The sequence below is a fragment of the Pseudogulbenkiania ferrooxidans 2002 genome (assembly GCF_000174355.1).
Taxonomy (GTDB): Bacteria; Pseudomonadota; Gammaproteobacteria; order Burkholderiales; family Chromobacteriaceae; genus Pseudogulbenkiania; species Pseudogulbenkiania ferrooxidans.
The window spans coordinates 140170-162284 of the sequence record NZ_ACIS01000010.1; the positions used below are offsets into that span (position 1 = coordinate 140170).

Annotated in this window: 15 protein-coding genes; 3 read left to right on the plus strand and 12 right to left on the minus strand. The window is 68.5% G+C overall.

All coding sequences use genetic code 11. The features are described 5' to 3' along the window. Positions 1–79 precede the first annotated feature (79 nt). Positions 80–3127 carry a transglycosylase domain-containing protein gene (locus FURADRAFT_RS17275; RefSeq protein WP_236261622.1) on the plus strand — a complete coding sequence of 1016 codons (3048 nt, stop codon included), beginning with the start codon at positions 80–82 and terminating at the stop codon, positions 3125–3127. A 128-nt stretch (positions 3128–3255) separates the two neighbouring features. Here FURADRAFT_RS17275 and FURADRAFT_RS17280 read toward each other — a convergent pair whose 3' ends face one another. The 11 genes from FURADRAFT_RS17280 to FURADRAFT_RS17330 all read right to left on the minus strand — a co-directional run bounded on the left by FURADRAFT_RS17280 (position 3256) and on the right by FURADRAFT_RS17330 (position 17741). Beyond that, positions 3256–3492 carry a hypothetical protein gene (locus FURADRAFT_RS17280; protein ID WP_008955462.1) on the minus strand — a complete coding sequence of 79 codons (237 nt, stop codon included), beginning with the start codon at positions 3490–3492 and terminating at the stop codon, positions 3256–3258. A 267-nt stretch (positions 3493–3759) separates the two neighbouring features. Then, positions 3760–4779 carry a porin gene (locus tag FURADRAFT_RS17285; RefSeq protein ID WP_008955464.1) on the minus strand — a complete coding sequence of 340 codons (1020 nt, stop codon included), beginning with the start codon at positions 4777–4779 and terminating at the stop codon, positions 3760–3762. Positions 4780–4931: 152 nt separating this feature from the next. Next, positions 4932–6071 (minus strand): ABC transporter ATP-binding protein, encoded by a 1140-nt coding sequence (locus FURADRAFT_RS17290; RefSeq protein ID WP_008955465.1) that lies wholly within the window; start codon positions 6069–6071, stop codon positions 4932–4934. Next, a complete protein-coding gene (locus tag FURADRAFT_RS17295; protein WP_008955466.1) occupies positions 6071–7699 on the minus strand; it encodes an alpha-glucosidase family protein in 1629 nt (542 codons plus the stop codon). The genes FURADRAFT_RS17290 and FURADRAFT_RS17295 overlap by 1 nt, the downstream gene beginning before the upstream one ends. Positions 7700–7705: 6 nt before the next feature. Beyond that, positions 7706–8536 (minus strand): carbohydrate ABC transporter permease, encoded by an 831-nt coding sequence (locus tag FURADRAFT_RS17300; protein WP_008955467.1) that lies wholly within the window; start codon positions 8534–8536, stop codon positions 7706–7708. 1 nt (position 8537) lies between these two features. Further along, positions 8538–9482 carry a carbohydrate ABC transporter permease gene (locus tag FURADRAFT_RS17305; protein ID WP_008955468.1) on the minus strand — a complete coding sequence of 315 codons (945 nt, stop codon included), beginning with the start codon at positions 9480–9482 and terminating at the stop codon, positions 8538–8540. Between the two features lie 264 nt (positions 9483–9746). Next, positions 9747–11015 (minus strand): ABC transporter substrate-binding protein, encoded by a 1269-nt coding sequence (locus tag FURADRAFT_RS17310; protein ID WP_008955469.1) that lies wholly within the window; start codon positions 11013–11015, stop codon positions 9747–9749. A 185-nt stretch (positions 11016–11200) separates the two neighbouring features. Beyond that, complete coding sequence (locus FURADRAFT_RS17315; protein ID WP_008955470.1) at positions 11201–13792, minus strand: hybrid sensor histidine kinase/response regulator; 2592 nt, start codon at positions 13790–13792, stop codon at positions 11201–11203. Between the two features lie 8 nt (positions 13793–13800). Then, the gene (locus FURADRAFT_RS17320; protein WP_008955471.1) at positions 13801–14529 is read right to left on the minus strand and encodes a response regulator; all 729 of its coding nucleotides are present in this window, start codon (positions 14527–14529) and stop codon (positions 13801–13803) included. A 422-nt stretch (positions 14530–14951) separates the two neighbouring features. Further along, entirely contained in the window at positions 14952–16064 is a 1113-nt protein-coding gene (locus FURADRAFT_RS17325; protein WP_008955472.1) for an NAD(P)/FAD-dependent oxidoreductase, read from the minus strand. A gap of 243 nt (positions 16065–16307) precedes the next feature. Beyond that, complete coding sequence (locus tag FURADRAFT_RS17330; RefSeq protein ID WP_008955473.1) at positions 16308–17741, minus strand: aminotransferase-like domain-containing protein; 1434 nt, start codon at positions 17739–17741, stop codon at positions 16308–16310. Between the two features lie 252 nt (positions 17742–17993). Between FURADRAFT_RS17330 and FURADRAFT_RS17335 the strand changes: the two genes are divergently transcribed. Beyond that, on the plus strand, positions 17994–19178 hold the full coding sequence (locus tag FURADRAFT_RS17335; RefSeq protein WP_008955474.1) for a benzoate/H(+) symporter BenE family transporter: 1185 nt from the start codon (positions 17994–17996) through the stop codon (positions 19176–19178). On the opposite strand, the gene FURADRAFT_RS17340 is transcribed toward FURADRAFT_RS17335, so the two are convergent. Then, a complete protein-coding gene (locus tag FURADRAFT_RS17340) occupies positions 19135–20112 on the minus strand; it encodes a LysR family transcriptional regulator (RefSeq protein WP_008955475.1) in 978 nt (325 codons plus the stop codon). The two genes, FURADRAFT_RS17335 and FURADRAFT_RS17340, sit on opposite strands and share 44 nt — an antisense overlap. A gap of 391 nt (positions 20113–20503) precedes the next feature. On the opposite strand from FURADRAFT_RS17340, the gene FURADRAFT_RS17345 reads away from it, so the two are divergent. Further along, entirely contained in the window at positions 20504–22111 is a 1608-nt protein-coding gene (locus FURADRAFT_RS17345; RefSeq protein WP_050773245.1) for a methyl-accepting chemotaxis protein, read from the plus strand. Positions 22112–22115 lie beyond the last annotated feature (4 nt).

Here is a 22115-nt window from a genome sequence, read left to right on the forward strand (position 1 = left end):
GAGAAATCTGCGCAGGGAGTAGCCTACTATGAAAGAAAAGGATTCAGAGGCAGGAAAGGGGGAGCTTATGTCGAATGGCATGAATCCTGCGCTGCGCGGGGTGAGAGCCGTCATCCGTCGTCCCTGGGTGATCGTGGCCTTGGTGGTGCTGGCGTTGATCGCCGTCGCCGCCTACCTGATCTCCGAGGAAGTCACCAGTTCGCGCTGGCAGGCGCGCTTCCTGAGCGAACTGAACCATCGTCTCACCTTCAAGCTCCAGCCTGGAGCGGCGCCCGCGCGCGAGCTGCGCTATCCCAAGACCGGCCCGTACGACCAGCTGCTGGGCTATACCGCGCTGCCAGGCTTCCTGCAGCGGCTGCAAGGCCAGGGCTATGTCGTGGAGCAGCAGGCGCGCATGTCGCTCAGCCAGCGCGAGCTGATCGACTTCGGGCTGTACCCGAGCTACCGTGAGAAGATGCAAGCCGGCCTCAACGTGTCCGACTGCAGCGGCGAGCCGCTGTTTGCGGCGCGCTACCCAGAACGCACCTACCACAGCTTCGATTCCATTCCGCCGATCCTGATGCAGTCGCTGCTGTTCATCGAGAACCGCGAGCTGCTCGACGACCGCAACCCGACGCGCAACCCGGCGGTGGACTGGGGACGCTTCTCCAAGGCGGTGATCGAGCGGGTGCAGAGCGTCTTCATGTCCGACGTCGATACCTCCGGTGGCAGCACGCTCGCCACCCAGATCGAGAAGTACCGCCATTCCGAGGGCGGGCGTACCGGCAGTCCCAAGGACAAGCTGCGGCAGATGGCCTCGGCTTCGGTGCGTGCCTACCGCAGCGGCGAGGACACCACGGCCGAGCGCCGCCAGATCGCGCTGAACTACGTCAATACCGTGCCGCTCAGCGCCAAGAGCGGCTACGGCGCGGTCAACGGCCTGGGCGACGGGCTGTGGGCCTGGTACGGCCGCGACATGGCCGACGTCAACCGGCTGCTGGCCGGCGATACCACGGCGCCGCTGGCCGAGCGCGCGCTGGCCTACAAGCAGGCGCTGAGCCTGATGATCGCGCAGCGCCGCCCGTCGTATTACCTGAGCGGTTCGCCGCAGCCCTTGGAGGAGCTCACCGACAGCTACCTGCGTCTGCTCGCCTCGGCCGGCGTGATCGCGCCGGCCTGGCGCGACGCGGCGCTGGCCCAGCCGCTCACGCTGCGCGCGGGGGCGATCAGCGCGCCGCCGGTGTCGTTCCTCGAGCGCAAGGCCGCCAACGCCACGCGCACCCGCATCGCCGGCCTGCTCGGCTTGCCGCGCCTGTACGATCTGGACCACCTCGACCTGAGCGCCCAGAGCACGCTGGACCAGCCGCTGCAGCAGGTGGCGAGCACTACGCTGTACGGCCTGCGCGATCCGGACAAGGCGCGCGACGCCGGCCTGATCGCGCCGCGCCTGCTCGATACCGGCGACCCGGCCAAGGTCATCTACAGCTTCACGCTGTTCGAGCGCACGCCGGGGGTCAACCTGGTACGGGTGCAGACCGACAACTACGACCAGCCTTTCGACATCAACCGCGGCACCAAGCTCGACCTGGGCTCCACCGCCAAGCTGCGCACCCTGGTGAGCTACCTGGAAATCGTCGCCGGGCTGCACCAGCGTTACGTCGGGATGAGCTCGGAGGAGTTGAAGAAAGTCCCGGTGGCGGAGCTCGACTTCATCACGCGCTGGGCGGTCGACTACCTGAAAACAGCGCAGGACCGCAGCCTCAAGGCGATGCTGGAAGCGGCGATGGAGCGCAAGTATTCGGCCAACCCCGGCGAGACGTTCTACACCGGCGGCGGTATCCACACCTTCGTCAACTTCAACCCGCTCGACAATTACAAGATACTCACCGTGCGCGAGGGCCTGCGCAATTCGGTCAACCTGGTGTTCGTGCGCCTGATGCGCGACGTGGTGCGCCATTACATGTACCTGGTGCCAGGCTCCAGCACCATGCTGCTGTCCGACCCCAACGACCCGCGCCGCATGGCCTACCTGCAGCGCTTCGCCGACCGCGAGGGGAAAGTGTACCTGCACGGCTTCTGGCAGAAATACCACGGCAAGAGCCCGGCCGAGGCCGAGGAGCTGCTGGTGCAGGGCATCCGGCCGAGCCCGGTGCGGCTGGCGGTGATCTACCGCTCGCTGCATCCCGAGGCCGGGGTGGACGCCTTCCGCCGTTTCCTGACGACGCACCTGCCCAACTCGTCGCTGGACGACAAGGACATCGCCAAGCTCTACGCCAACTACGCGATCGACCGCTTCAACCTCAACGACCGCGGCTACCTGGCCCGGGTGCACCCGCTGGAACTGTGGCTGCTGGGCTATCTGGCGCGCGAACCCAAGGCCACGCTGTCGCAGGCGCTCGTGGCGAGCCGCGAGCAGCGCCAGGAGGTGTACGGCTGGCTGTTCAAGTCGCGCAACAAGGTCGGGCAGGACCGGCGTATCCGCGAACTGCTGGAAGAAGACGCCTTCCGCGAAATCCACAAGGGCTGGAAACGACTGGGCTACCCGTTCGATTCGCTGGTGCCGTCCTACGCCACCACGCTCGGCGCGTCGGCCGACCGGCCGGCGGCGCTGGCCGAACTGATGGGAGTGCTGGTGAACGATGGCGTGCGCCAGCCCAGCATCCTGATCGACCGCCTGCACTTCGCCGCCGGCACCCCGTACGAAGTGGCGCTGGCGTACCGGCGCAACCAGGGCGAACGGCTGCTGCCGGTGGAAGTGGCGCAGGTGGCGCGCGAGGCGCTGACTGAGGTGGTCGAGCAGGGCACCGCCGCCCGGCTCAAGGGCGCCTTCACCGCCCAGGACGGCACGCCGCTGCCGGTGGGCGGCAAGACCGGGACCGGCGACCACCGCTTCGACACCTTCGGCCGGGGCGGGGTGCTGTTGTCGTCGCGCGTGGTGAGCCGCTCGGGCACCTTCGTGTTCTTCATCGGCGACCGCTACTTCGGCACCCTGACCGCCTACGTGGAGGGACCGGAAGCCGCCAAGTACGGCTTCACCAGCGGCCTGCCGGTGCAGATCATGAAGGTGCTGGCGCCGACGCTGACGCGCCTGACCGGGCTCAACGTGCCGCTCGGTCAGTCGCCGGCCTGCCGCCACGCACTGGCCTGAACGGAGCAGGGCCTGGCTAGAGGCGGGGCGTGGCGTTGCGGGGGATGGCCGGGCGCCGTGCGGGCAGCTATTCCATCGGCGCAGGACGCCGGCGCAGCGCCACGGCGCTCGTCACGGGCAAGCGGCGTTTAGCCGGCTTGTTTGGCTTGCTGGTATTTTTCCTCGGCATCGCGCAGGCACAGGTCCTTGCGGTATTGACTCATGTTGTCGCAATCCAGCTTGGTCGAAATGTAGATCTCGGTAGCCTGTTGCAGGCTGGTGGCGGGCTTGCCCTGTTCTTGCTGCGGCTGGGCCGGGCTGGCGGCCAGTGCCGGCCCGGCGAGCAGGGCGGCGGAGACGAGGGCGGCGGATACATACCTGATCATGATCGGACTCCTTGTTGTTGTGACGGCCATCGGGCGCAAGACACGCCGTGACGCCACGAGTGGCGGACGGTGTCGACCATCCGGTGCCCCGAGAGCCATTCTCATTATTGACCCGATTTTCTGCCAAATCAGGGAGAGATTGTGAAGGAGGCCTCTCATGTTGTCGCGCCAGCCGGCGGGTGTCACGGAGAGGGGAAAACGGCCGCAGAGGGCGGCCGGGAAGGAGGCCGCAGGAGCCTGCGGCCGAGGTGAGCGCGTGTTCGGAACTCAGAACTCGGTGTGCAGCCCGATCACCAGTTCGCTGCTGGCGCGCTCGTCGGTACTGACCTTGCTGTGCAGGTACTCGGCGAGCAGCGCGGTGCGCTTGGACAGGTTGTAGCTGGTGCCCAGTACGAACTCGTTGCGCTTCTGGTCGGAAACGTACTTGTAATTGTCGGTGTGGGTGAGCGAGAGGCGCAGCGCAAACCGGTCCGGCTTGTACTCGGCGTGCAGTGCCACGCTCTTCATGGCGGCCGGATCGGCCGGCACCACCAGGGACGTGCCGGTCAGGGCGCCGGCGGTGGCCGACAGCGTGGCGTGGTTGTACTCCAGGCCCATGGTCAGCCCGTAGAACGGGGTCAGCTTGCCGGACATCACCCAGTCGGTGGCGTGGCCGACGGCGCTGTAGGCCCCGGCCGCGCCGTTGACCAGGTCCTGGCGGCTGTAGCCGGCGTGCAGGCCGTAGTTGGCGCCTTCGAAGTTGCCCCCGAGCGCCCAGGCGTTGCCGGCCGCGCTGCCGTTGCCTTTTTCGCCGGCCGCCCAGCTGGCCGCGGCGTTGAAGTGGCCGAACTTCGGCGTTTCGTACTTGATCGCGCCCTTCTGGCCGCCGGCGTCGCCCAGCCCCAGCACGCCGCCGATGCCGCGGTCCGCGCCGTGGTCGCCGACGTCGTAGAAGTTGGCGCCGTAGTAGTTGTCGCCGTAGGCGTTGACGCCGTGGCCGAGCTTGACCGCGCCGAACGCGCCGGAGAGGCCGACGAAGGTATCGCCGGAGGCGAAGGTGTCGCCGGACTGGCCGCCGTCCAGGTGCACGTTGTTGTTCATCTGCCAGATCGCCTTCATGCCGTCGCCCAGGTCCTCGCTGCCGACGAAGTCGATTTCCGAGCCGAAGTCCTTGACGCCGTTGACATGGGTGCCGTCGACGTTGCTCTTGCGTTGCAGGCCGCCTTCCATTTTGCCGATGAGGCTGACGTCGGCGTACGCGGTGGCGGACAGACCGGCCAGTGCCACGATCAGGTAGTTCAGTTTCATGTCTCCATTCCCTCTCTGCTGGTGATAGACGGCGGTCGGCCTTCCTTGCCGTGCAATGGGCAAGGGGGTGCCGCCGTTTTTTTGCTTGTGGTGATTCGGAGTGGCTAACAAAACCCGGTGCAATGATGCCAAGAGGGGTCTGTTAGCGGCCCTCAGTGGGTGGCCAGGGCGGCCGGCGTCACGTCGTGCCGGCTCAGCCGCGGCAGCGCGTCGCCCTCGGCGTCGAACACGTGCAGGTGCGGTGCCGGCAGTGCGAACGGCAGCGTGTCGCCGATGGCGGCCTGCTGCTCGCTCAGCTTGGCGATCAGCGGCGTGGCGCCGAGCGGGGTCTCCAGGTAGGCGTAGCTGTGTTCGCCCAGGTGCTCGAGGTGGATGACGCGGCCCTTGAGCGGGCCTTGGCCGACGGCGATGTGCTCGGGGCGGATGCCCAGCGTCACGCTGCTGCCGGCCGGGAGCGTGCGGGCGTCGGCGGCGGCGGGCAGGGTGATGCCGCCGGCGCTGCAGGCGAGACCATCGGCGCCGGCGTGTTGCAGCGTGGCGTCGATGAAGTTCATCGACGGCGAGCCGATGAAGCTGGCGACGAAGCGGTTGCGCGGATGGTGGTAGAGCTCGAGCGGATGGCCGACCTGGGCGATGCTGGGTACGCCGTCCTGTCCCGCCAGGGGCTTGAGCAGCACGATCTTGTCGGCCAGCGTCATCGCTTCGGTCTGGTCGTGCGTGACGTAGATCATGCTGGCGCGGCCCAGGGAGCGGTGCAGGCGGGCGATCTCGACGCGTGTCTTGACGCGCAGCGAGGCGTCGAGGTTGGAGAGCGGCTCGTCGAACAGGAACACCTTGGGCTGGCGCACGATGGCGCGGCCGATCGCCACGCGCTGGCGCTGGCCGCCGGACAGCGCGCCCGGCTTGCGCTCGAGCAGCGCGGCCAGGTGCAGCGATTCGGCGGCGGCGCGCACGCGGCGGTCGATCTCTGCCTGGCCGAGCTTGAGATGGCGCAGGCCGAAGGCCATGTTGTCGTACACCGTCATGTGCGGGTACAGCGCGTAGCTCTGGAACACCATGGCGACGTCGCGCTTGGCCGGCGCCAGGTCGTTGACGCGCACGCCGTCGATGTGGATGTTGCCGGCGCTGGTGTCTTCCAGCCCGGCGATCAGGCGCAGCAGGGTGGACTTGCCGCAGCCGGAGGGGCCGATGAAGACGCAGAACTCGCCGGCTTCCACGGTCAGCTGGATGTCGGACAGGATGGGGTTGTCGCCGAAGCGCTTCTGGACATTATCGAGACGAATCTGGCACATCATGCTTCTCCTGCAGAGAGACGGAGGAAGGCGGCGGAAAGCGGCGGCAAGGTCAATTCCGTGCCCGCGAGGTCGGCGTCGAAGCCGTTGCCAGCGAGCAACTGGGCGTGGCCGGCCAGCGGCAGCGTGGCGGGGCGGTCAGACAGGTTGAACACGCACTGGATGCGGTCGCCGTCGAGTTCGCGCACCAAGGCCAGAACCTGCTCATGCGGCGCCAGCAGCGTCATGCTGCCAAGCCGCAGCGCCGGATACGCGCGGCGCCATTCGATCAGATGACGGTAAAACGCCAGCGTCGAGTCAGCACGGGCTTCTTGATGGGCCACCGTGCGTTCGAGGTGCTGCGGCGACACCGGCAGCCACGGCGTGCCGTTGCTGAAACCGCCCTGGGCGCTGCTGTCCCACACCATCGGGGTGCGGCAGCCGTCGCGTCCCTTGTACTCGGGCCACATGGTCTTGCCGTACGGGTCCTGCAGCAGCTCGAACGGCACCTCGGCCTCGGCCAGCGCCAGTTCCTCGCCCTGGTACAAGCACAGCGCGCCGGGCAGCGCCAGCAGGAACGCCAGCAGCAGCTTGGCGCGCGCCTCGGGACTGCCACCCAGCGCCTGCCAGCGGCTGACGATGCGCGGCACGTCGTGGTTGCCGAGCGACCAGCAGGCGTACGCGTCGCCGGCTTCGCGCAGGTAGTCGGCCAGCACGCCGTGCAGGTACGGCGCGGCGCAGTGCTCGGTGAGCAGCGTGAACACGTACGCCATGTGCAGGTGCTCGTCGCCGCGGGTGTAGGCGGCCAGCGTCGGGTATTGCAGGTCGTCGCCGATCTCGCCGACGGTGACCGCGCCCGGGTACTGGTCGATCAGCTGGCGCAGCCGCGCCAGGAACAGCAGGTTCTCCGGCTGGGTCTTGTCGTAGAGGTGGCGCTGGTGGGTGTAGGGGTTGCTGCGCGGCGCACCCGGGCTGTCCATCTCGGCCGGACGCGGCGGGTTGTTGCGCAGCTGCGCGTCGTGGGTGCCGAAGTTGATCGCGTCGAGGCGGAAGCCGTCCACGCCGCGCTCCAGCCAGAAGCGCGCCACGCCGAGCAGCGCGTCCTGCACCGCGGGGTTGTGGAAGTTGAGGTCGGGCTGGCTGGCCAGGAAGTTGTGCAGGTAGTACTGCTCGCGCCGGGTGTCCCACTGCCAGGACGAGCCGCCGAACACGCTCAGCCAGTTGTTGGGCGGCGTGCCATCCGGTTGCGGGTCGGCCCACACGTACCAGTCGGCGCGCGCGTTGTCGCGGTTGGCGCGGCTCTCGACGAACCACGGGTGCTGGTCCGAGGTGTGGCTCAGCACCAGGTCGATCAGCACCTTGAGGCCCAGTTCGTGGGCACGGGCCACCAACGCGTCGAAGTCGGCCAGGGTGCCGAACATCGGGTCGACGTCGCAGTAGTCGGCCACGTCGTAGCCGAAGTCGGCCATTGGGCTCTTGAAGAACGGCGAGATCCAGATCGCTTCGGCGCCCAGGCCGGCGATGTGCGGCAGACGGCGGGTGATGCCCGGCAGATCGCCGATGCCGTCGCCGTTGCTGTCCTGAAAACTGCGCGGATAAACCTGATAGATGACGGCGCCGCGCCACCAGTTCGGATTGTGCTTTTGCATGATGTCTTACCCCTTGACTGCGCCGGCGGTGAGGCCGGAGACGATCTGGCGCTGGCACAGCAGTACCAGCAGGATCAGTGGAACGGTCACGATCACCGAGGCGGCCATGATGGTGCCCCACGGTAGTTCGAAGCTGCTGCCGCCCGAGATCATCGAGATGGCCACCGGCACGGTGCGCTGCTCGGGCGAGATGGTGAAGGTGAGCGCGAACAGGAACTCGTTCCAGGCGCCGATGAACGCCAGCAGCGAGGTGGCGGCCAGGGCCGGCAACAACAGCGGCAGGAAGATGCGGAAGATCAGCGTGAACACGCCGACCCCGTCCATCAGCGCCGCCTCTTCCAGCTCCTTGGGCAGCTCGCGCATGAAGGTGACCAGCACCCAGATGGTGAACGGCAGCGTGAAGATCAGGTCGGTCAGCACCAGCGCGCCCAGGCGGTCGTACAGGCCGAGCGCGCGCACCAGTTCGAACAGGCCAGACAGGATGGCCACCTGCGGAAACATCGACACGCCGAGGATGGTCATCATCAGCACGCCGCGGCCGCGAAACGACACCCGGCCGAGCGCGTACGCGGCCAGCACCGAGACGCCGAGCGACAGCAGCACCGCGCCGCCCGATACCAGCACCGAGTTGAGCAGGTAGGCGCCGAACGGCTGGTCCCGGAACAGGCTGGCGTAGTTGCTGAACGACGGGTGCGCCGGCCACAGCGAGGTCGAGAACAGCTCGTTGCCGCGCTTGAGCGACGAGCTGATGGTGTAGAAGAACGGGAACAGGCTGATCACCATCACCAGCGCCACCGCGACGTAATACAGCAGGGTCTCTACCGGATGCTTTTTCATTTCATACTCCTTGCATGCGGCGGCGGGTGAAGGCCATGTAGCCGGCGGTGAACAGCACGATCACCAAGAACAGCACGGTGGCCGAGGCCGAGCCGAAGCCGACCTGCTGGAAGTCCACCAGCTGTTCGCGCACGTACACCGACATGCTCTTGGTCAGGCGGCTGTTCGAGGTCATCACGTAGATCAGGTCGAACACGCGCAGCGCATCGAGCGCGCGGAACACCATGGCCACCAGCACGGCCGGCAGGATCAGGGGCAGCGTGATGTGGCTGAACACGCGCAGCCGCGGCACGCCGTCGACGCGCGCGGCCTCGTAGCAGTCGGAGGGCACCATCTGCAGCGCGGCCAGCATCAGCAGCGCCATGAAGGGCGTGGTCTTCCACACGTCGACCAGGATGATGGTGAAAAACGTCAGGTCCGGATCGGCGATGAAGGCCAGCGGATGGTCGATCAGGCCGAGGCTTTGCAGCAGCACGTTGATCACGCCGTACTGGTCGTTGAGCATCCAGCTCCACATCTTGGCCGACACGATGGTCGGGATCGCCCAGGGCACCAAGACGGCGGCGCGCAGCAGGGTGCGTACGCGCGACGGCGTGTTGAGCAGCAGCGCCACGCCCAGCCCGAGCAGGGTTTCCAGCGTGACCGATATCACGGAGAAGCGCAGCGTGTTGGCCACCGCGCTCCACCAGGCGGCATCGCGCAGCACGCCGTTCTCGCCGATATAGTTGTCCAGCCCGACGAACTGCAGCTGCGTCAGGTCGCCCAGCTGCGCATTGGTCAGGCTGAACCAGATGGTGCGCAGCAGCGGCCAGCCGGCGATGGCCAGCAGCACCACCAGCGCCGGCGCCACCAGCAGCCAGGCCGTGCGCTGGCGCGAGCGCTGCAGCGAGGACTCGGCGGACGACGGACGCACGGGGGCCGCCGAGGTCAGGGTTTGACTCGTCATGGGAGACTCTCCAGGGTGATTCCAATGCGCCTGAGAAACGCTAACTTTGTCGGCATGCGTTGTGCGGACTGCGTGCGAATCTATCGTTGGGCAAATCAAAGATTTGCATGCAGAGATTCGCTCAGCGAGCCTGGCCGTACCGTGTGTACTGTCTGCGGCCCCGCTCAACTTGCCTTCGCGTTTTCGTTCCTCATGCTTTTTGGAACAAGAAAAGGCCCGCGCCCCGCTGTGCGGAGAGCGATGTACGCGGGCGAAGGGGGAGAATTACTTGGCGGCGACGAAGCCTGCCGGAGCCAGCCGCTTGAGCGTGCCGTCCAGCTGCGCCAGCGCGTCGGCCGACTTGGCGTTGCCCGACAGCACGTCGTGGGCGGCGTTCCAGAACTGGTTGCTCACCTGGTTGTACTTGCTGGTGGTCACGGTGGAGGGGCGCGGCACGGCGCTGGCAAAGGTGGGGTAGAGCTCGGCCATGAACGGACTGGCCTTGATGATGTCGGGGTCCTTGTACAGGGCCGGAATGGTGGGGTTGAACGAGCCCGTGATGGCGCGGTACTTCTGCGCTTCTGCGCTGGTCAGGTACAGCAGCAGGTCGGCGGCCAGCTTGGGGTTCTTCGAGTAGCGCGACACCGCCAGTTGCCAGCCGCCCAGCGTGGCGGCATGGCGGCCGGCGTTGCCGCCCTTGGGCAGCATCATCACGCCGACCTTGCCCTTGACCGCGCTGCCGTCCTGGTTCATCACCGACCAGGCGTACGGCCAGTTGCGCATGAACACCGCGTTGCCGGACTGGAAGACGCCGCGTGCCTCTTCTTCGGCAAAATTCAGCACCGCCTTGGGCGAAATGGTGCCCACCCACTTGGCGGCGGTGTCGAGCGCCTTGGCGGCGTTCGGGTTGCTGATGGTCACTTTGCCCTTGGCGTCGACGACGGTGCCGCCGTTGAAGCTCGACACCCACTCGAGCGCATTGCAGGTCAGCCCCTCGTAGGCACGCCCTTGCCAGACGTAGCCCCACAGCTTGTCGTTGCCGGCGGCGCGCTCCGCGCCCTGGATCTTCTTGGCCACCGCGGTCATCTCGTCCCAGGTGGTCGGCGCTTTCAGGTGGTATTTGTCGAGCAGGTCCTTGCGGTAGTACATCATGCCGGTGTCGATGTACCAGGGCATGGCGACCAGCTTGCCCGCCACGGTGTTGTTGGCGACGATGCTGGCGAAGTGCTGCTTTTCCGCCCCCTTGCTGTAGGGCTTCAGGTCCAGCAGCTGGTTGGCCAGGATGCCGGGCCAGACCACGTCGATCTGCAGCACGTCGATCTTGTCCGAACCGCTGCCGAGCAGTTGCTGCAACAGCGCCAGTTGCTCGTTCGAGTCGTTCGGCGTCGCCACGAACTGCACTTCGTTGCCCGTTTTCTTGGCCCATTCCTTGGCCGAGTCCATGCAGACATTCTGGCCCGGTCCCGGCGCGCCGCATTCGAGACGCAGGGTGGCGGCTTCGGCGGTGCCGGCCAGCGCCAGCACGGCGGCGGCGCTCATCAACGCGATTTTCATGACGGGTCTCTCCTCGTTGTGTGGTCGGTATCGTGGGGCCGGCCGGTGTGTGGCGGCGCTGGCGTCACGGTGTCCTGTACCCATCTAAACGCGGCGGCGTTAATGGCAAATTTCATCTTCTGCGGGGTGGCGTTAACAATTGCAACAATGGCCGGTGGTGCCGGGCTTCGGCCAACCTTGGCGGCTTAGCCGGCGTCCCGGGCCAACAGCCGTGCCAGTTCCGGCAGGGTGTAGGGCTTGGCCAGGAACGGCGCGCCGGCCGGCCAGTCGCTGCGCCGGGCGTGGTATTCCGGCGGCAGGCCGGAGGTCAGCACCACCGCCAGGCCGGGATGCGCCTGCTGCAGGCGGCGGTACAGGCGCACGCCGTCGCCGCCCTCGCCCAGCATCACGTCCGACAGCACCAGCTCGGCCGCGCCGCCGGCGGCGAGCCAGTCCAGCGCCGCCGCCTCGCCGGCCACCGCGTGCACCGTGGCGCCCAGTTGTTGCAGCAGCGCCACGGCGGTGTCGCGCACGTCGGCGTCGTCGTCCACCAGCAGCACGCTCCGTGGCGGCAGCGTGGTGGGCAGCACGGCGGGGCCGCGCTCCAGGGGGCAGTGCGGCGCGGCGGGCGGCAGCCACAGCGAGATCGTGGTGCCCTGGCCCGGGGTGCTGTCGATGCCGACGTCGCCGCCGCTCTGGCGCAGGAAGCCGTACACGATGGACAGCCCGAGCCCGCTGCCCTTGCCCTGTTCCTTGGTGGTGAAGAACGGTTCCAGCACGTGCGGCAGCACCTCGGGCGGGATGCCGCGCCCGGTGTCGCGCACGGAGAGGCACAGCGCCGGGCCGGACAGCGGCGTGGCGCCGTCGTCGCGGCGCGCGACGAGGTCGAGCCGGCCGCCGTCCGGCATCGCCTGCGCCGCGTTGAGCGCCAGGTTGAGCACGGCGTTTTCCAGCTGGCCGCGGTCGACGCAGACACGCAGCCCGGGTTCGGCCTGCACCGTGACGGCGATGCCCTCGCCGACGCTGTATTCGATCAGGTCGAGCATTTCCTGCAGCATGTCGTCGAGGTCGACGATCTCCGGCGTGAGCGGCTGGCGCCGGGCGAAGGCCAGCAGCCGGCGCGTCAGCGCCGCCGCCTTGTTGGCGGCGCCGTGGGCGCGTTCCAGGCGGCGGCGCGCGTCGTCGGGCAGGTCGTCACGCTGCTCCAGCAGCTCGAGGTTGCCGAGGATCGCCACCAGGAAGTTGTTGAAGTCGTGCGCCACGCCGCCGGTGAGCTGGCCCAGCACCTCCATCTTCTGCATCTGCTGCAACTGCGCCTCGGCGACGCGGCGCGCCGAGACGTCGCGGCACACCGCCACCCAGCCGCCCTCCGGCATGGCGCGGCTGCGGAATTCCAGCACCCGGCCGTCAGGCAGGTGCAGCTCGGCGGCGCTGGCGATGCGCTCGCGACCGTCGGCGGTGTGCGCCGCGGTATCGGCCGCCACCGCCTGCCAGCGCGTGCCGGCGGGCATCGCCGTGCGCAGCGCGGGGTAGGGCAGGCCGCTGCTGAGCCGCGCCGGGTCGATGCCGAGCAGGGCCGGGAACTGCGGGTTCCACACCATCAGCGCGCCGTCGGCGTCGTACACCGAGAGGCCGTCGTTCATGCTGGCGAACACCGTCTGCAGCAGCCGGCGCTGCGCCTCCAGGCCCTGCGCCAGGCGCTGCTTTTCCAGGAGGTTGTCGCGGAACACCTGGAACGCCCGCGCCAGCTCGCCGATCTCGTCGGCGCGTTCGGTGGCGGGGGTGGCCTGCGCGGTGTCGCCGGCGGCGAGCCGGCTCATCACGCGCGAGATCGACTGCATCTGCCGCGCCACGCGCCGCACGTAGCCCGCCGCCAACAGCGCCACCAGCACGCCGACCGCCGCCAGCACGGTGAGTCCGCTGATGCCGGAGCGGATGGTGACCTGCACGCGGCGGCTGCGATTGTCGGCCAGCGCGCGCAGTTCCTGCACGTAGGCGGCGGTGCGCTGGCTGAGCTGCACCGCGTTGCTGCGGTAGAGCTGCAGCAGCAGCGCTATGCGCTCGTCGGTGGCGAGCACCTGGCGGCGCTGCTCGAACAGGTTCTGCGGCGTGCAGCAGATCACGTCCAGCTCGGTGTGGAGCCAGGGCGGCAGGTAGCGCGTCTCGCCGCGCCGCTGCATCGCCAGCAGCAGCGCTTCGGCGTCGGCTTCCAGCGCGCCCAGCGCGGCGCGGTCGCGCGCCAGCGGCACCGCCTGCAGTGTGTGCCACAACGGCAGCAGGGTCGGCGCGCGGCGCACCACGCCGCCGTGGCCGAGCTGCTCGAGCAGGTGATCGAGGCGCAGGCGGTAGGCGTCGAGCGCCTGCTGGTGGTGGCGCTTGTCGCCGGACAACAGCAGCAGTTGCTCGAGGTCGCGTCCGGCGCCGTCCAGCATGCTGCTGACCGCGAGGCGGCGGTCGGCCTGCGGCGGCAGCGCCAGCGACAGGCGCTGGATGTCGCCCATCAGCGCCTGCAGCCGCTGCACGTCGTCGGGCAGGGTGTCGGGGGCGTAATTGTCGGCCAGGTTGGGGGCGATGGCGGCCACCTGCGACACTTTTTCCGCCAGCTCCAGCACGCGCGCCAGCTCCGGCATCACCTCCTCGCGAAAGCCGGTGAGGGTGCCGAGCGTGGTGCGCATGCCGCTGACGCCGACCAGAGTCACCGCCAGCATCAGCACGAACATCGCCGCGAACGCCGCCTGCAGCCGGGTGCGGATCGGCTGCGACCAGGCGGAGCACAACAGGCGCGAGGGGGACGGCACGGCGGACCTCAAGGGCGGCTGACCGCGGCGCGGAACTGGTAGCCCAGGCCGCGCTCGGTGCAGATCAGTTCGGGGTGGCGCGGGTTGGGCTCGATCTTGCGCCTGAGGCGCAGGATCAGCACGTCGATGGTGCGGTCGTACACCTCGGTGTCGAGGCCGCGCGTCTGCTCCAGCAGCTGCTCGCGGCTCCACACCCGCTGCGGGTGGCGCACCAGCGTGGCCAAGAGCGAGAACTCGCCTTGCGTCAGCGCGCACGGCGTGCCGTCCGGCTGGCGCAGCTCGCGCGCGGTCAGGTCGAGCAGCCAGCCGTTGAAGGCGTAGCACTCGTGCGCCTCGCCCGGGTGGCGCTGCAGCGGGATCGACAGCTCGGTGGTGCGGCGCAGCGCGGCGCGCACGCGCGCCAGCAGTTCGCGCCCGGAGAACGGCTTGGTCAGGTAGTCGTCGGCGGCCAGTTCCAGCCCCAGTACGCGGTCGGTCTCGTCGCCCTTGCCGCTCATCATGATGATCGGCACGGCGGACTGGCCGCGCAGCTCGCGCGCCAGCATCAGGCCGTCCTCGCCCTTGAGTCTGAGGTCGAGGATCACCAGCGCGAAGCGCTGTGCGGCCAGGGCCTGGCGCATCGCCGCGCCGTCGGCCACGCCGTGCGGGGCGAAGCCGCCGTCCTCCAGCAGCGCGCCGAGCCAGTCGCGCACCTCGGTCTCGTCGTCGACGATCAGGATGCGGTGCTTGTCGTCCATGCGGGGGTCTCCTCCTTATTCATCGTGTTGTTCACGATGTTTGGCATCCCGTTTCTTATTGAGTCGGGCTTTTGTGTCCGCTGCGCGGACGACATTTCAAGCGGTGCTGACCGCCGGCAGGCAAGGGGGCTGCGTCGCCAGCCCCCTTGCAACCCCAGGCGACCCCGACGGCCCGTGAATTCCCGCTTGACCAAGGTAGGGCAAGGCGCCGCCGAACTCGCGATTTGCTAACGTCAAATCGCTCAAACAGGCGGCGGCTTAAAACCTTGCCCTACCCTGTCCAAACGGTACAGGCCAACGGGGATAGGGACGAGTCGGTTTTGTCCTGGCTCCGAGTTCGATTGTAGATGCCGAGCTCTGTCGATCCTCACAGAGGATGCACTGGTTCATAACAGAAAGCGCGTGGCGATGTGTTTCAATTGTTACACGGCGCCTGGCGCCAGCCGCCGCGCCACCTCGTCGGCCAGCGCGAGGCAGCTGGTCAGCCCCGGCGATTCGATGCCGTAGAGGTTGATCAGCCCCGGCACGCCGTGTTGGCGCTCGTCCTGTATCACGAAATCGGCGTCGGCCTCGCCCGGCGCGGCGAGCTTGGGGCGGATGCCGGCGTAACCCGGCTGCAGCGCGCCGTCCGGCAGCGCCGGCCACCACTGGCGGATGCTCTGGTAGAAGCAGCCCGCGCGCGCCGGGTCGACGCGGTAGTCCACCGCGTCCACCCATTCCACGTCCGGGCCGAAGCGCGCCTGGCCGGCGAGGTCGAGCGTGAGGTGGGTGCCCAGTCCGCCCGCCACCGGCAGCGGGTAGATCAGGTGCGAGAACGGCGCGCGTCCGCTCAGCGTGAAGTACACGCCGCGCGCGTAATGCAGCGGGGGAATGGAGTCCGCCGGCAGGCCGTCGATGGCCGCCGCGACGCGCTGCGCCCACAGCCCGGCGGCGTTGACCACGCGGCGCGCGTGCAGGTAGTACGGGGTGTCGCTGCCGATGGTGAGCACCAGGCCGTCCGGCTCGATGCGCCCGCCGACCACCGGCGAGGCCAGCGCCAAGAGCGCGCCGGCGGCTTCGGCGTCGGCCAGCAGCGCCAGCATCAGGGCGTGGCTGTCGACGATGCCGGTGGCGGGCGACAACAGTGCGGTGTGGCCGGCGAGCGCCGGCTCCAGGTCGGCGAGCTCGGCCTGTTCCAGCCAGCGCAGGTCGCTCACGCCGTTGGCGGCGGCGCGTTGGGCGATGTGCGTCAGCCGCGGCGCGTCGCCGGCCTGGGTGGCGACCAGCAGCTTGCCGAGGCGGCGGTGCGGCACCGCGCGCGCGGCGCAGTAGCGGTACAGCGATGCGCGCCCGGCCAGGCACAGCCGCGCCTTGAGCGAGCCGGTCGGGTAGTAGAGCCCGGCGTGGATCACCTCGCTGTTGCGGCTCGAGGTGTGGTGGCCGAAGGCGGCTTCGGCTTCGGCGACGATGACTTCATGTCCTTGCAGGGCCAGCGCGCGTGCCACCGCCAGGCCGATGACGCCGGCGCCGATCACCAGGGTGTCGATGTGGTCCATGGTCGTTTCCTCAGAACCCGTTCACGATCTTGCTGCGCATCCCTGATCGGGGCTCATGTGCACTGCGTGCCCATCTATCACTGAGCCAATCACTGCGTGCCAATCTTCGATTGGCTCAGCGAGAGATTGGCACGCAGAGATTGGCTCAGCGATCGGGAGTCCTCATGTATTCCAGTACATTCCGGTTCCTGCGCTGCTCTTCACCCCGCTGAGGGCCGCTCGCGACAGATCGTGAACAGGTTCTCAATCCTGTCCGGCCAGCTGCGCGGTGGCCAGGCGGCCGAGCAGGGTGATGGCGTCGGCCAGTTGCCCGCTCCAGGGTTGGCCGAAGTTGAGGCGCAGGCAGTGGCGGAAGCGCGGCTCGGCCGAGAACAGCAGGCCGGGGGCGAAGCTGATCGACTGCGCCAGCGCGGCTTCCAGCAGCTGCGTGGTGTCAACGCCCTCCGGGCACTCCACCCACAGCAGCAGCCCGCCCTGCGGCCGGCGCACGCGCGTGCCGTGCGGGAACGCCGCCAGCACCGCGTCGGCGGTGGCCTGCATCTGCTGCGCCAGCTGCTGGCGCAGGCGCTGGCTGGTGCGTGCGTAATCGCCCGCCGCGAGCATGTCGGCCAGCACCACCTGCAGCAGCGACGAACTCACCAGCGAGCTGCTTTCGCGCAAGCGTGCCAGCGCCGCGTGGTGGCGCCCGCCGGCGAGCCAGCCCAGGCGGAACGACGGCGCGAAGCTCTTGGTGAACGAGGCGCAGTAGATCACCTCGCCGTCGCGGTCCCAGGCCTTGAGCGGGGTGGGGCGGCGGGGGCCGAAGTAGAGGTCGCCGAACACGTCGTCCTCGATGATCGTCACGCCGTGCCGGCGCGCCAGCTGCAGCAGGCGCTTCTTGTTGTCGTCCGGCATCAGCGCCCCGGTGGGGTTCTGGAAGTGCGGCACGGTGACCAGGCACCGCACCGCCGGGCCGTGGCGCAGCGCGAACTCCAGCGCCTCCAGCGACAGCCCGGCGTCCGGCGTGCAGGGAATCTCCAGCGCCTTCAGGCCCAGGCTTTCCAGCGTCTGCAGCAGGCCGAAGTAGACCGGGGTTTCCACCGCCACGGTGTCGCCGGGGCGGGTGAGCAGGCGCAGCGCCAGGCTGATGGCCTCGGTGATGCCCTGGGTCATCAGGATGTCGCCGGGGGTGAGATCGAGCTCGGCGCCGGCGGCGAGGCGGGCGATCTCGCGCTTGAGCCGGGTCTGTTCCGACTCCGCCAGATAGGCGCCGATCAGCTCCGGCTGGCGCAGCAAGGTGTGCTGCAGGCGGCGCGCCAGCTCGGCGGTGGGGTAGAGCGCGGTGGCGGCCTCGGCCATGTGCAGTTGCAGCGCGAGGCGCGAGCCGGACAGGCGCAGCAGGTGCGAGACGCGGCTGTCGACCTGCACCAGCGCCGCCGGCGCCGGCAGCGGTGCGCTCTGCTCGGGGTGGGCCGCGCGGCGCGGCAGCGCGGCGTAGAAGCCGGCGCGCGGGCGCGCCACCACGCTCTGGCGCTGCTCCAGCAGGCGGTAGGCGGCGAGCGCAGTCAGGGTGTTGACGCCGTAGTGTTCGGCCAGGCGGCGCACCGCCGGCAGCCGGCTGCCGGGGACGAATTCGCCGGCGTCGAGGCGGGCCTGCAGCTCGGCGGCGATGCGCTGGTAATGCGGAGTGGCGTTCATCGTCTTGTTATATAGAACAGATTGCGCCCAGCCTAAGCTGTTTGGCGCGCTGTGTGAAGGCGGCGTCGCGCGGCGGGACTACGCTGGGGCCATCGATGACATCTGAGCGGTTAACCAACCCCGTGCAGCGGTCCTGGCCAGGCGCGCGGCTGCCCCCGTACACCCAGTACGGCAAATGCGCGCCCAGCGATGGATCCGCACGCGCACAGCAATGCCAAGTGGGTTGTGTTAGCGGCTCCAAGGAGCAGGACCATGACGCTTTCCCCCTGGCGCGATCTGTCGCCTTCGGCCGTCCTCGCCGCGGTGCTTGCACTGCTGGTGGGGTATTCCGGCCCTTTTCTCATCATCGTGCACGCCGCGCAGTCGGCGGGCCTGAGCGCCGCCCAGCTCGGTTCCTGGGTGTGGGCGGTGTCGATCGGCTCCGGCGTCGCCGGCTTGTGGCTGTCGCTGCGCTGGAAGGCGCCGGTGATCACCGCCTGGTCGACGCCGGGCGCGGCGCTGCTGCTGGTGGCGCTGCCCGGAGTGCCGTACCCCGAGGCGGTGGGCGCCTTCCTGGCGGCGGCGGTCATCGTCACCGCGATCGGCGTGTCGGGCGTGTTCGACAGGATCATGAAGGTGTTCCCGCCGGCGCTGGCGGCGGCGCTCTTGGGCGGTATCCTGTTCCGCTTCGTCGCCGAGCTGGCCGGTGCGGCCAGCCACGACGCGGCGCTGGTGCTGCCGATGGCGGCGGCGTTCTTCCTCGGCCGGCGGCTGTTCCCGCGCTACGCCTTGCCGCTCGCGCTGGCTCTGGGATTCGTCATCGCCGGCGTGCAGGGCCTGTTCGGCGCGCTGCCGGCGTGGCAGGGCGGCGCCGGGCCGCAGTTCACCCTGCCGGCATGGTCGTGGACGGCCTTCGTCAACCTCGCCATTCCGCTCGCGCTGGTGGCGCTGACCGGGCAGTTCCTGCCGGGCATGGCGGTGCTGGCCTCGTCCGGCTACCGCATCCCGGCGCGCTCGCCGGTCACCACGCTTGGATTGATGTCGATCGTCACCGCGCCCCTGGGCGGGCACGGCGTGGTGCTGGCGGCGATCACCGCGGCGATCTGCACCGGGCCCGAGGCGCACCCGGACCCGGCGCGGCGCTACATGGCCGGGGTGGTGTGCGGGGTGTTGTATATCCTGCTGGGGCTGGCCGGCGGCGCACTGGCGGCGCTGATCCTGACCCTGCCCAAGGCGCTGGTGGCCGCCGCCGCCGGGCTGGCGTTGTTCGGCACGCTGGCCTCCTCGCTCGCCACCGCGCTGGGCGACGAGCGCCAGCGCGAGGCGGCGCTGCTCACCTTCGTGGTGGCGGCCTCCGGCGTCACCATCGCCGGGCTCGGCGCCCCGTTGTGGGCCTTGCTGGCGGGTGGGGCGGTCAGCGGCCTGCTGCGCTGGCGTTGGCGCCTGGCTCCGGCCTGACGCCTGGAGCATGCCGCCGACCTGTGGCGGTGCCGCTGTCACGCCGGCCGGCATTGCCGAAGTATTGCGTCAGGTACTGGTGTAGCCGCTGGCTGGCGGGGCTGTCGCCGGCGCCGGGCGTCTTGATCCAATAGGAATGGGCACAGCCGACTTGATGCTCGTTGAACGGCACCAGCTGCCCGAGAACCAGTTCGCTCTCCAGCATCACCGGGTCGCACAGGGCCAGTCCCAGGCCCTTGCAGGCCGCGCTCAGCGTCGATTTCGGGGAGTCGCACACCAGCCGTTCGGTGCTGCCCGGCAGCGGGTTGGCCTCCAGCCAGCGGTTCCAGCTGTGCTGCCAGATCTGCTGGTTGGGCTGCTGGAAGATCAGCAGGCGCAAGCGGCTGGTGTCGCCGCTGTGGGCGAACAGTTCGGCCACCGGCGGCGCGCAGAACGCCTGCAGGCGCACCGAGCGCAGCAGTTCGCCGTCGAAGCCCGGCCATGAACCGTCTCCCCAGCGCACCTCGCACGACACCGGCGGCATGTCCCTGTCATTCGGCCGCTCGGGCGAGCTGATGATGATCTTGTCGGCTCCGCTGATGAACTCGATCTCCCGCAGGCGCGGAATCAGCCACTGGCTGGCAAAAAAGACCGGGCAGCGAATATGCAGCACCTGTCGCGCCGTGGCCTCGTTGATCTGCCCGATGGCTTTTTCCAGCGTATCGAAGGCCTGGCTCGCCGCGGCCAACAACTGCTGTCCTGCCGGCGTCAACACGATCCGTTTCTGATTGCGGTCGATCAGTTTCTGGCCCAGCGCCGTTTCCAGTGTCTTGACTTGCCGGGACAGCGCGCTTTGCGTCAGGCCCAGCGCCGACGCGGCTTGGGTGAAGCTGAGGGTGCGGCCCACCGCCTCGAAGATTTTGAGGGCATTGAGAGACGGTAATTGTCTTTTCATTAATTTTTGTTTATTCAAATGGGATGCCTGAGGACTGTATTTTTTATGCCGGCTGTGCGTCAATTATGTACTTTTTGATTTCTATTACAAATCAGCCGCAGGATTAATTAGTGAATTCCGAAAACGCATCGATGGCGGTGAGAAAAAATCAACCTATGAGATTCGCGCACGGCCAGAGCAGAGCGCTTGCCCTTTTTGTCATGAACAGAATGACGGCGTTATGGCCCGATGGCTGGAGTGTGAAAATTGCCAGTGCCGCGGCATGGCGGGAGTTGTTGCTGTTTTGCACCAAAATGCGGGCGGGTGGCGTGGCGGGGTGGAATGCAAACGTTTGTTTTGGAAGGACGGGCTGCGCCGCTCTTCCCGAGGATTTTCCAGTGAGCCGAGGTGGATGATGAAAATCACAACGCGTTTGATACTGGCGTTCCTGATCGGGGTGCTGCTGGTGATCGCGGCGGGAGGGCTGGCGGTATGGCAGCTGTCCCGGGCGCAAATCCGTATCGAAGGGTTCACGACGGACATCATGCCCAGCGTCAAGATCCTGGTCGCCGCCAAGGATGCCACGGCCAATGCCCGGGTGGCGGTGTGGAAGCACATCGCCACCGCGGACCCGGCGAAGAAGGCCGAGTACGAGAGCCAGATCCGGCAGAGTTTCAGCGCCATCGACACGCAGCTCGCGGCCTACGAGTCGCTGGTCAGCGACGCCGACGACCGCGCCGCGCTGGCGGCGGACAAGGCGACGTATGCGGCCTACAAGCAGGAGATGGACCATACGCTGGGGGCGTCGCGCAGCGGCGACACCAACGCCGCGGTCGCCTTCGCCGGCCGCGGCAAGGGCGCGGCACTGGCCGCCTCCTGGACGCAGCATATCGGTTACAACAACAGAATGGCCGTCGCCATGAAGCAGGACAACGACCGTGCCTACGCCCAGTCGTTGTGGCTGTCTTTCGGCCTGATGGCGCTGTCCGCGCTGCTGGCGCTGGTGTGGGGCGGCTTGCTGTGCCGCAACATCAAGCGCGGTCTCGGCGACCTGGCGAGCACGATGGAAACCATCAGCAGCCGGCTCGACTTCACCCTGCGCGCCCCGGCTGCGGGGCGGGACGAGATCGGCCAGGCCTCGCAGGCCTTCAACCGCTTGCTGGAGCGGCTGCAGTCCAGCCTGCGCACGCTGCAGCAAGGCGTGATGGCGGTGGCGGAATCGTCGCAGGAACTGCAGGCGGCGTCGCGCCAGGTGGCCCAGAGTTCGGACACGCAGAGCGCCTCGTCGGCGCAGATGGCCGCCGCGGTGGAAGAAATGACGGTCAGCATCAACCATGTCGCCACCCGCGCCGAGGAGGCGCAGCAGCTGGCGGGCGAGAGCGCCGGGCAGGCCGGCAACGGCCAGCAGGTGATCGGGCGTTCCGTGGCCGACATCCAGGCCATCGCCGCGACCGTGAGCGGCGCCTCGGAAGACATCGTCCAGCTCGAATCGCGCAGCCAGGACATCGCCTCTGTGGTAAGCGTGATCCGCGACGTGGCCGAGCAGACCAATCTGCTGGCGCTCAACGCCGCGATCGAGGCGGCGCGCGCCGGCGAGTCGGGGCGGGGCTTCGCCGTGGTGGCGGATGAGGTGCGCAAGCTAGCCGAGCGCACCGCCGCCTCCACCCAGGAGATCGGCGCCATCATCGCCGCCATCCAGCAGGTCTCCGGCAGCGTGGTGGGGCGCATGCAGCAGACCGTGCAGCAGGTGGAGCAGGGCCAGGAGGGCGTGCAGTCGGCGCAACAGAGCATGAGCAGCCTGCATCACGGCGCCAGCCAGAGCGCGCGCCTGGTGACGGAGATTTCCGACGCCATCCGCGAGCAGGGCATGGCCACCAACAGCATCGCCCAGCAGGTGGAAGTGGTGGCGCAAGGTGCGGAGGAAAACAGCTGCGCCGCCAGCCAGGCCGCCGCACTGGCCGCGCGGCTGGAAGAGGTGGCGGGGAGCATGCGCCAGGAGGTCAGCGCCTACCGCGTGTGAGAGG

Coding starts and splice junctions, on each gene's coding strand:
- FURADRAFT_RS17320 (WP_008955471.1), bottom strand. CDS start 14,529: ATGGACGACAAGCACCGCATCCTGATCGTCGACGACGAGACCGAGGTG.
- FURADRAFT_RS17335 (WP_008955474.1), top strand. CDS start 17,994: ATGACGCTTTCCCCCTGGCGCGATCTGTCGCCTTCGGCCGTCCTCGCC.
- FURADRAFT_RS17295 (WP_008955466.1), bottom strand. CDS start 7,699: ATGCAAAAGCACAATCCGAACTGGTGGCGCGGCGCCGTCATCTATCAG.
- FURADRAFT_RS17345 (WP_050773245.1), top strand. CDS start 20,504: ATGATGAAAATCACAACGCGTTTGATACTGGCGTTCCTGATCGGGGTG.
- FURADRAFT_RS17310 (WP_008955469.1), bottom strand. CDS start 11,015: ATGAAAATCGCGTTGATGAGCGCCGCCGCCGTGCTGGCGCTGGCCGGC.
- FURADRAFT_RS17275 (WP_236261622.1), top strand. CDS start 80: ATGAATCCTGCGCTGCGCGGGGTGAGAGCCGTCATCCGTCGTCCCTGG.
- FURADRAFT_RS17280 (WP_008955462.1), bottom strand. CDS start 3,492: ATGATCAGGTATGTATCCGCCGCCCTCGTCTCCGCCGCCCTGCTCGCC.
- FURADRAFT_RS17325 (WP_008955472.1), bottom strand. CDS start 16,064: ATGGACCACATCGACACCCTGGTGATCGGCGCCGGCGTCATCGGCCTG.
- FURADRAFT_RS17290 (WP_008955465.1), bottom strand. CDS start 6,071: ATGTGCCAGATTCGTCTCGATAATGTCCAGAAGCGCTTCGGCGACAAC.
- FURADRAFT_RS17340 (WP_008955475.1), bottom strand. CDS start 20,112: ATGAAAAGACAATTACCGTCTCTCAATGCCCTCAAAATCTTCGAGGCG.
- FURADRAFT_RS17330 (WP_008955473.1), bottom strand. CDS start 17,741: ATGAACGCCACTCCGCATTACCAGCGCATCGCCGCCGAGCTGCAGGCC.
- FURADRAFT_RS17285 (WP_008955464.1), bottom strand. CDS start 4,779: ATGAAACTGAACTACCTGATCGTGGCACTGGCCGGTCTGTCCGCCACC.
- FURADRAFT_RS17300 (WP_008955467.1), bottom strand. CDS start 8,536: ATGAAAAAGCATCCGGTAGAGACCCTGCTGTATTACGTCGCGGTGGCG.
- FURADRAFT_RS17305 (WP_008955468.1), bottom strand. CDS start 9,482: ATGACGAGTCAAACCCTGACCTCGGCGGCCCCCGTGCGTCCGTCGTCC.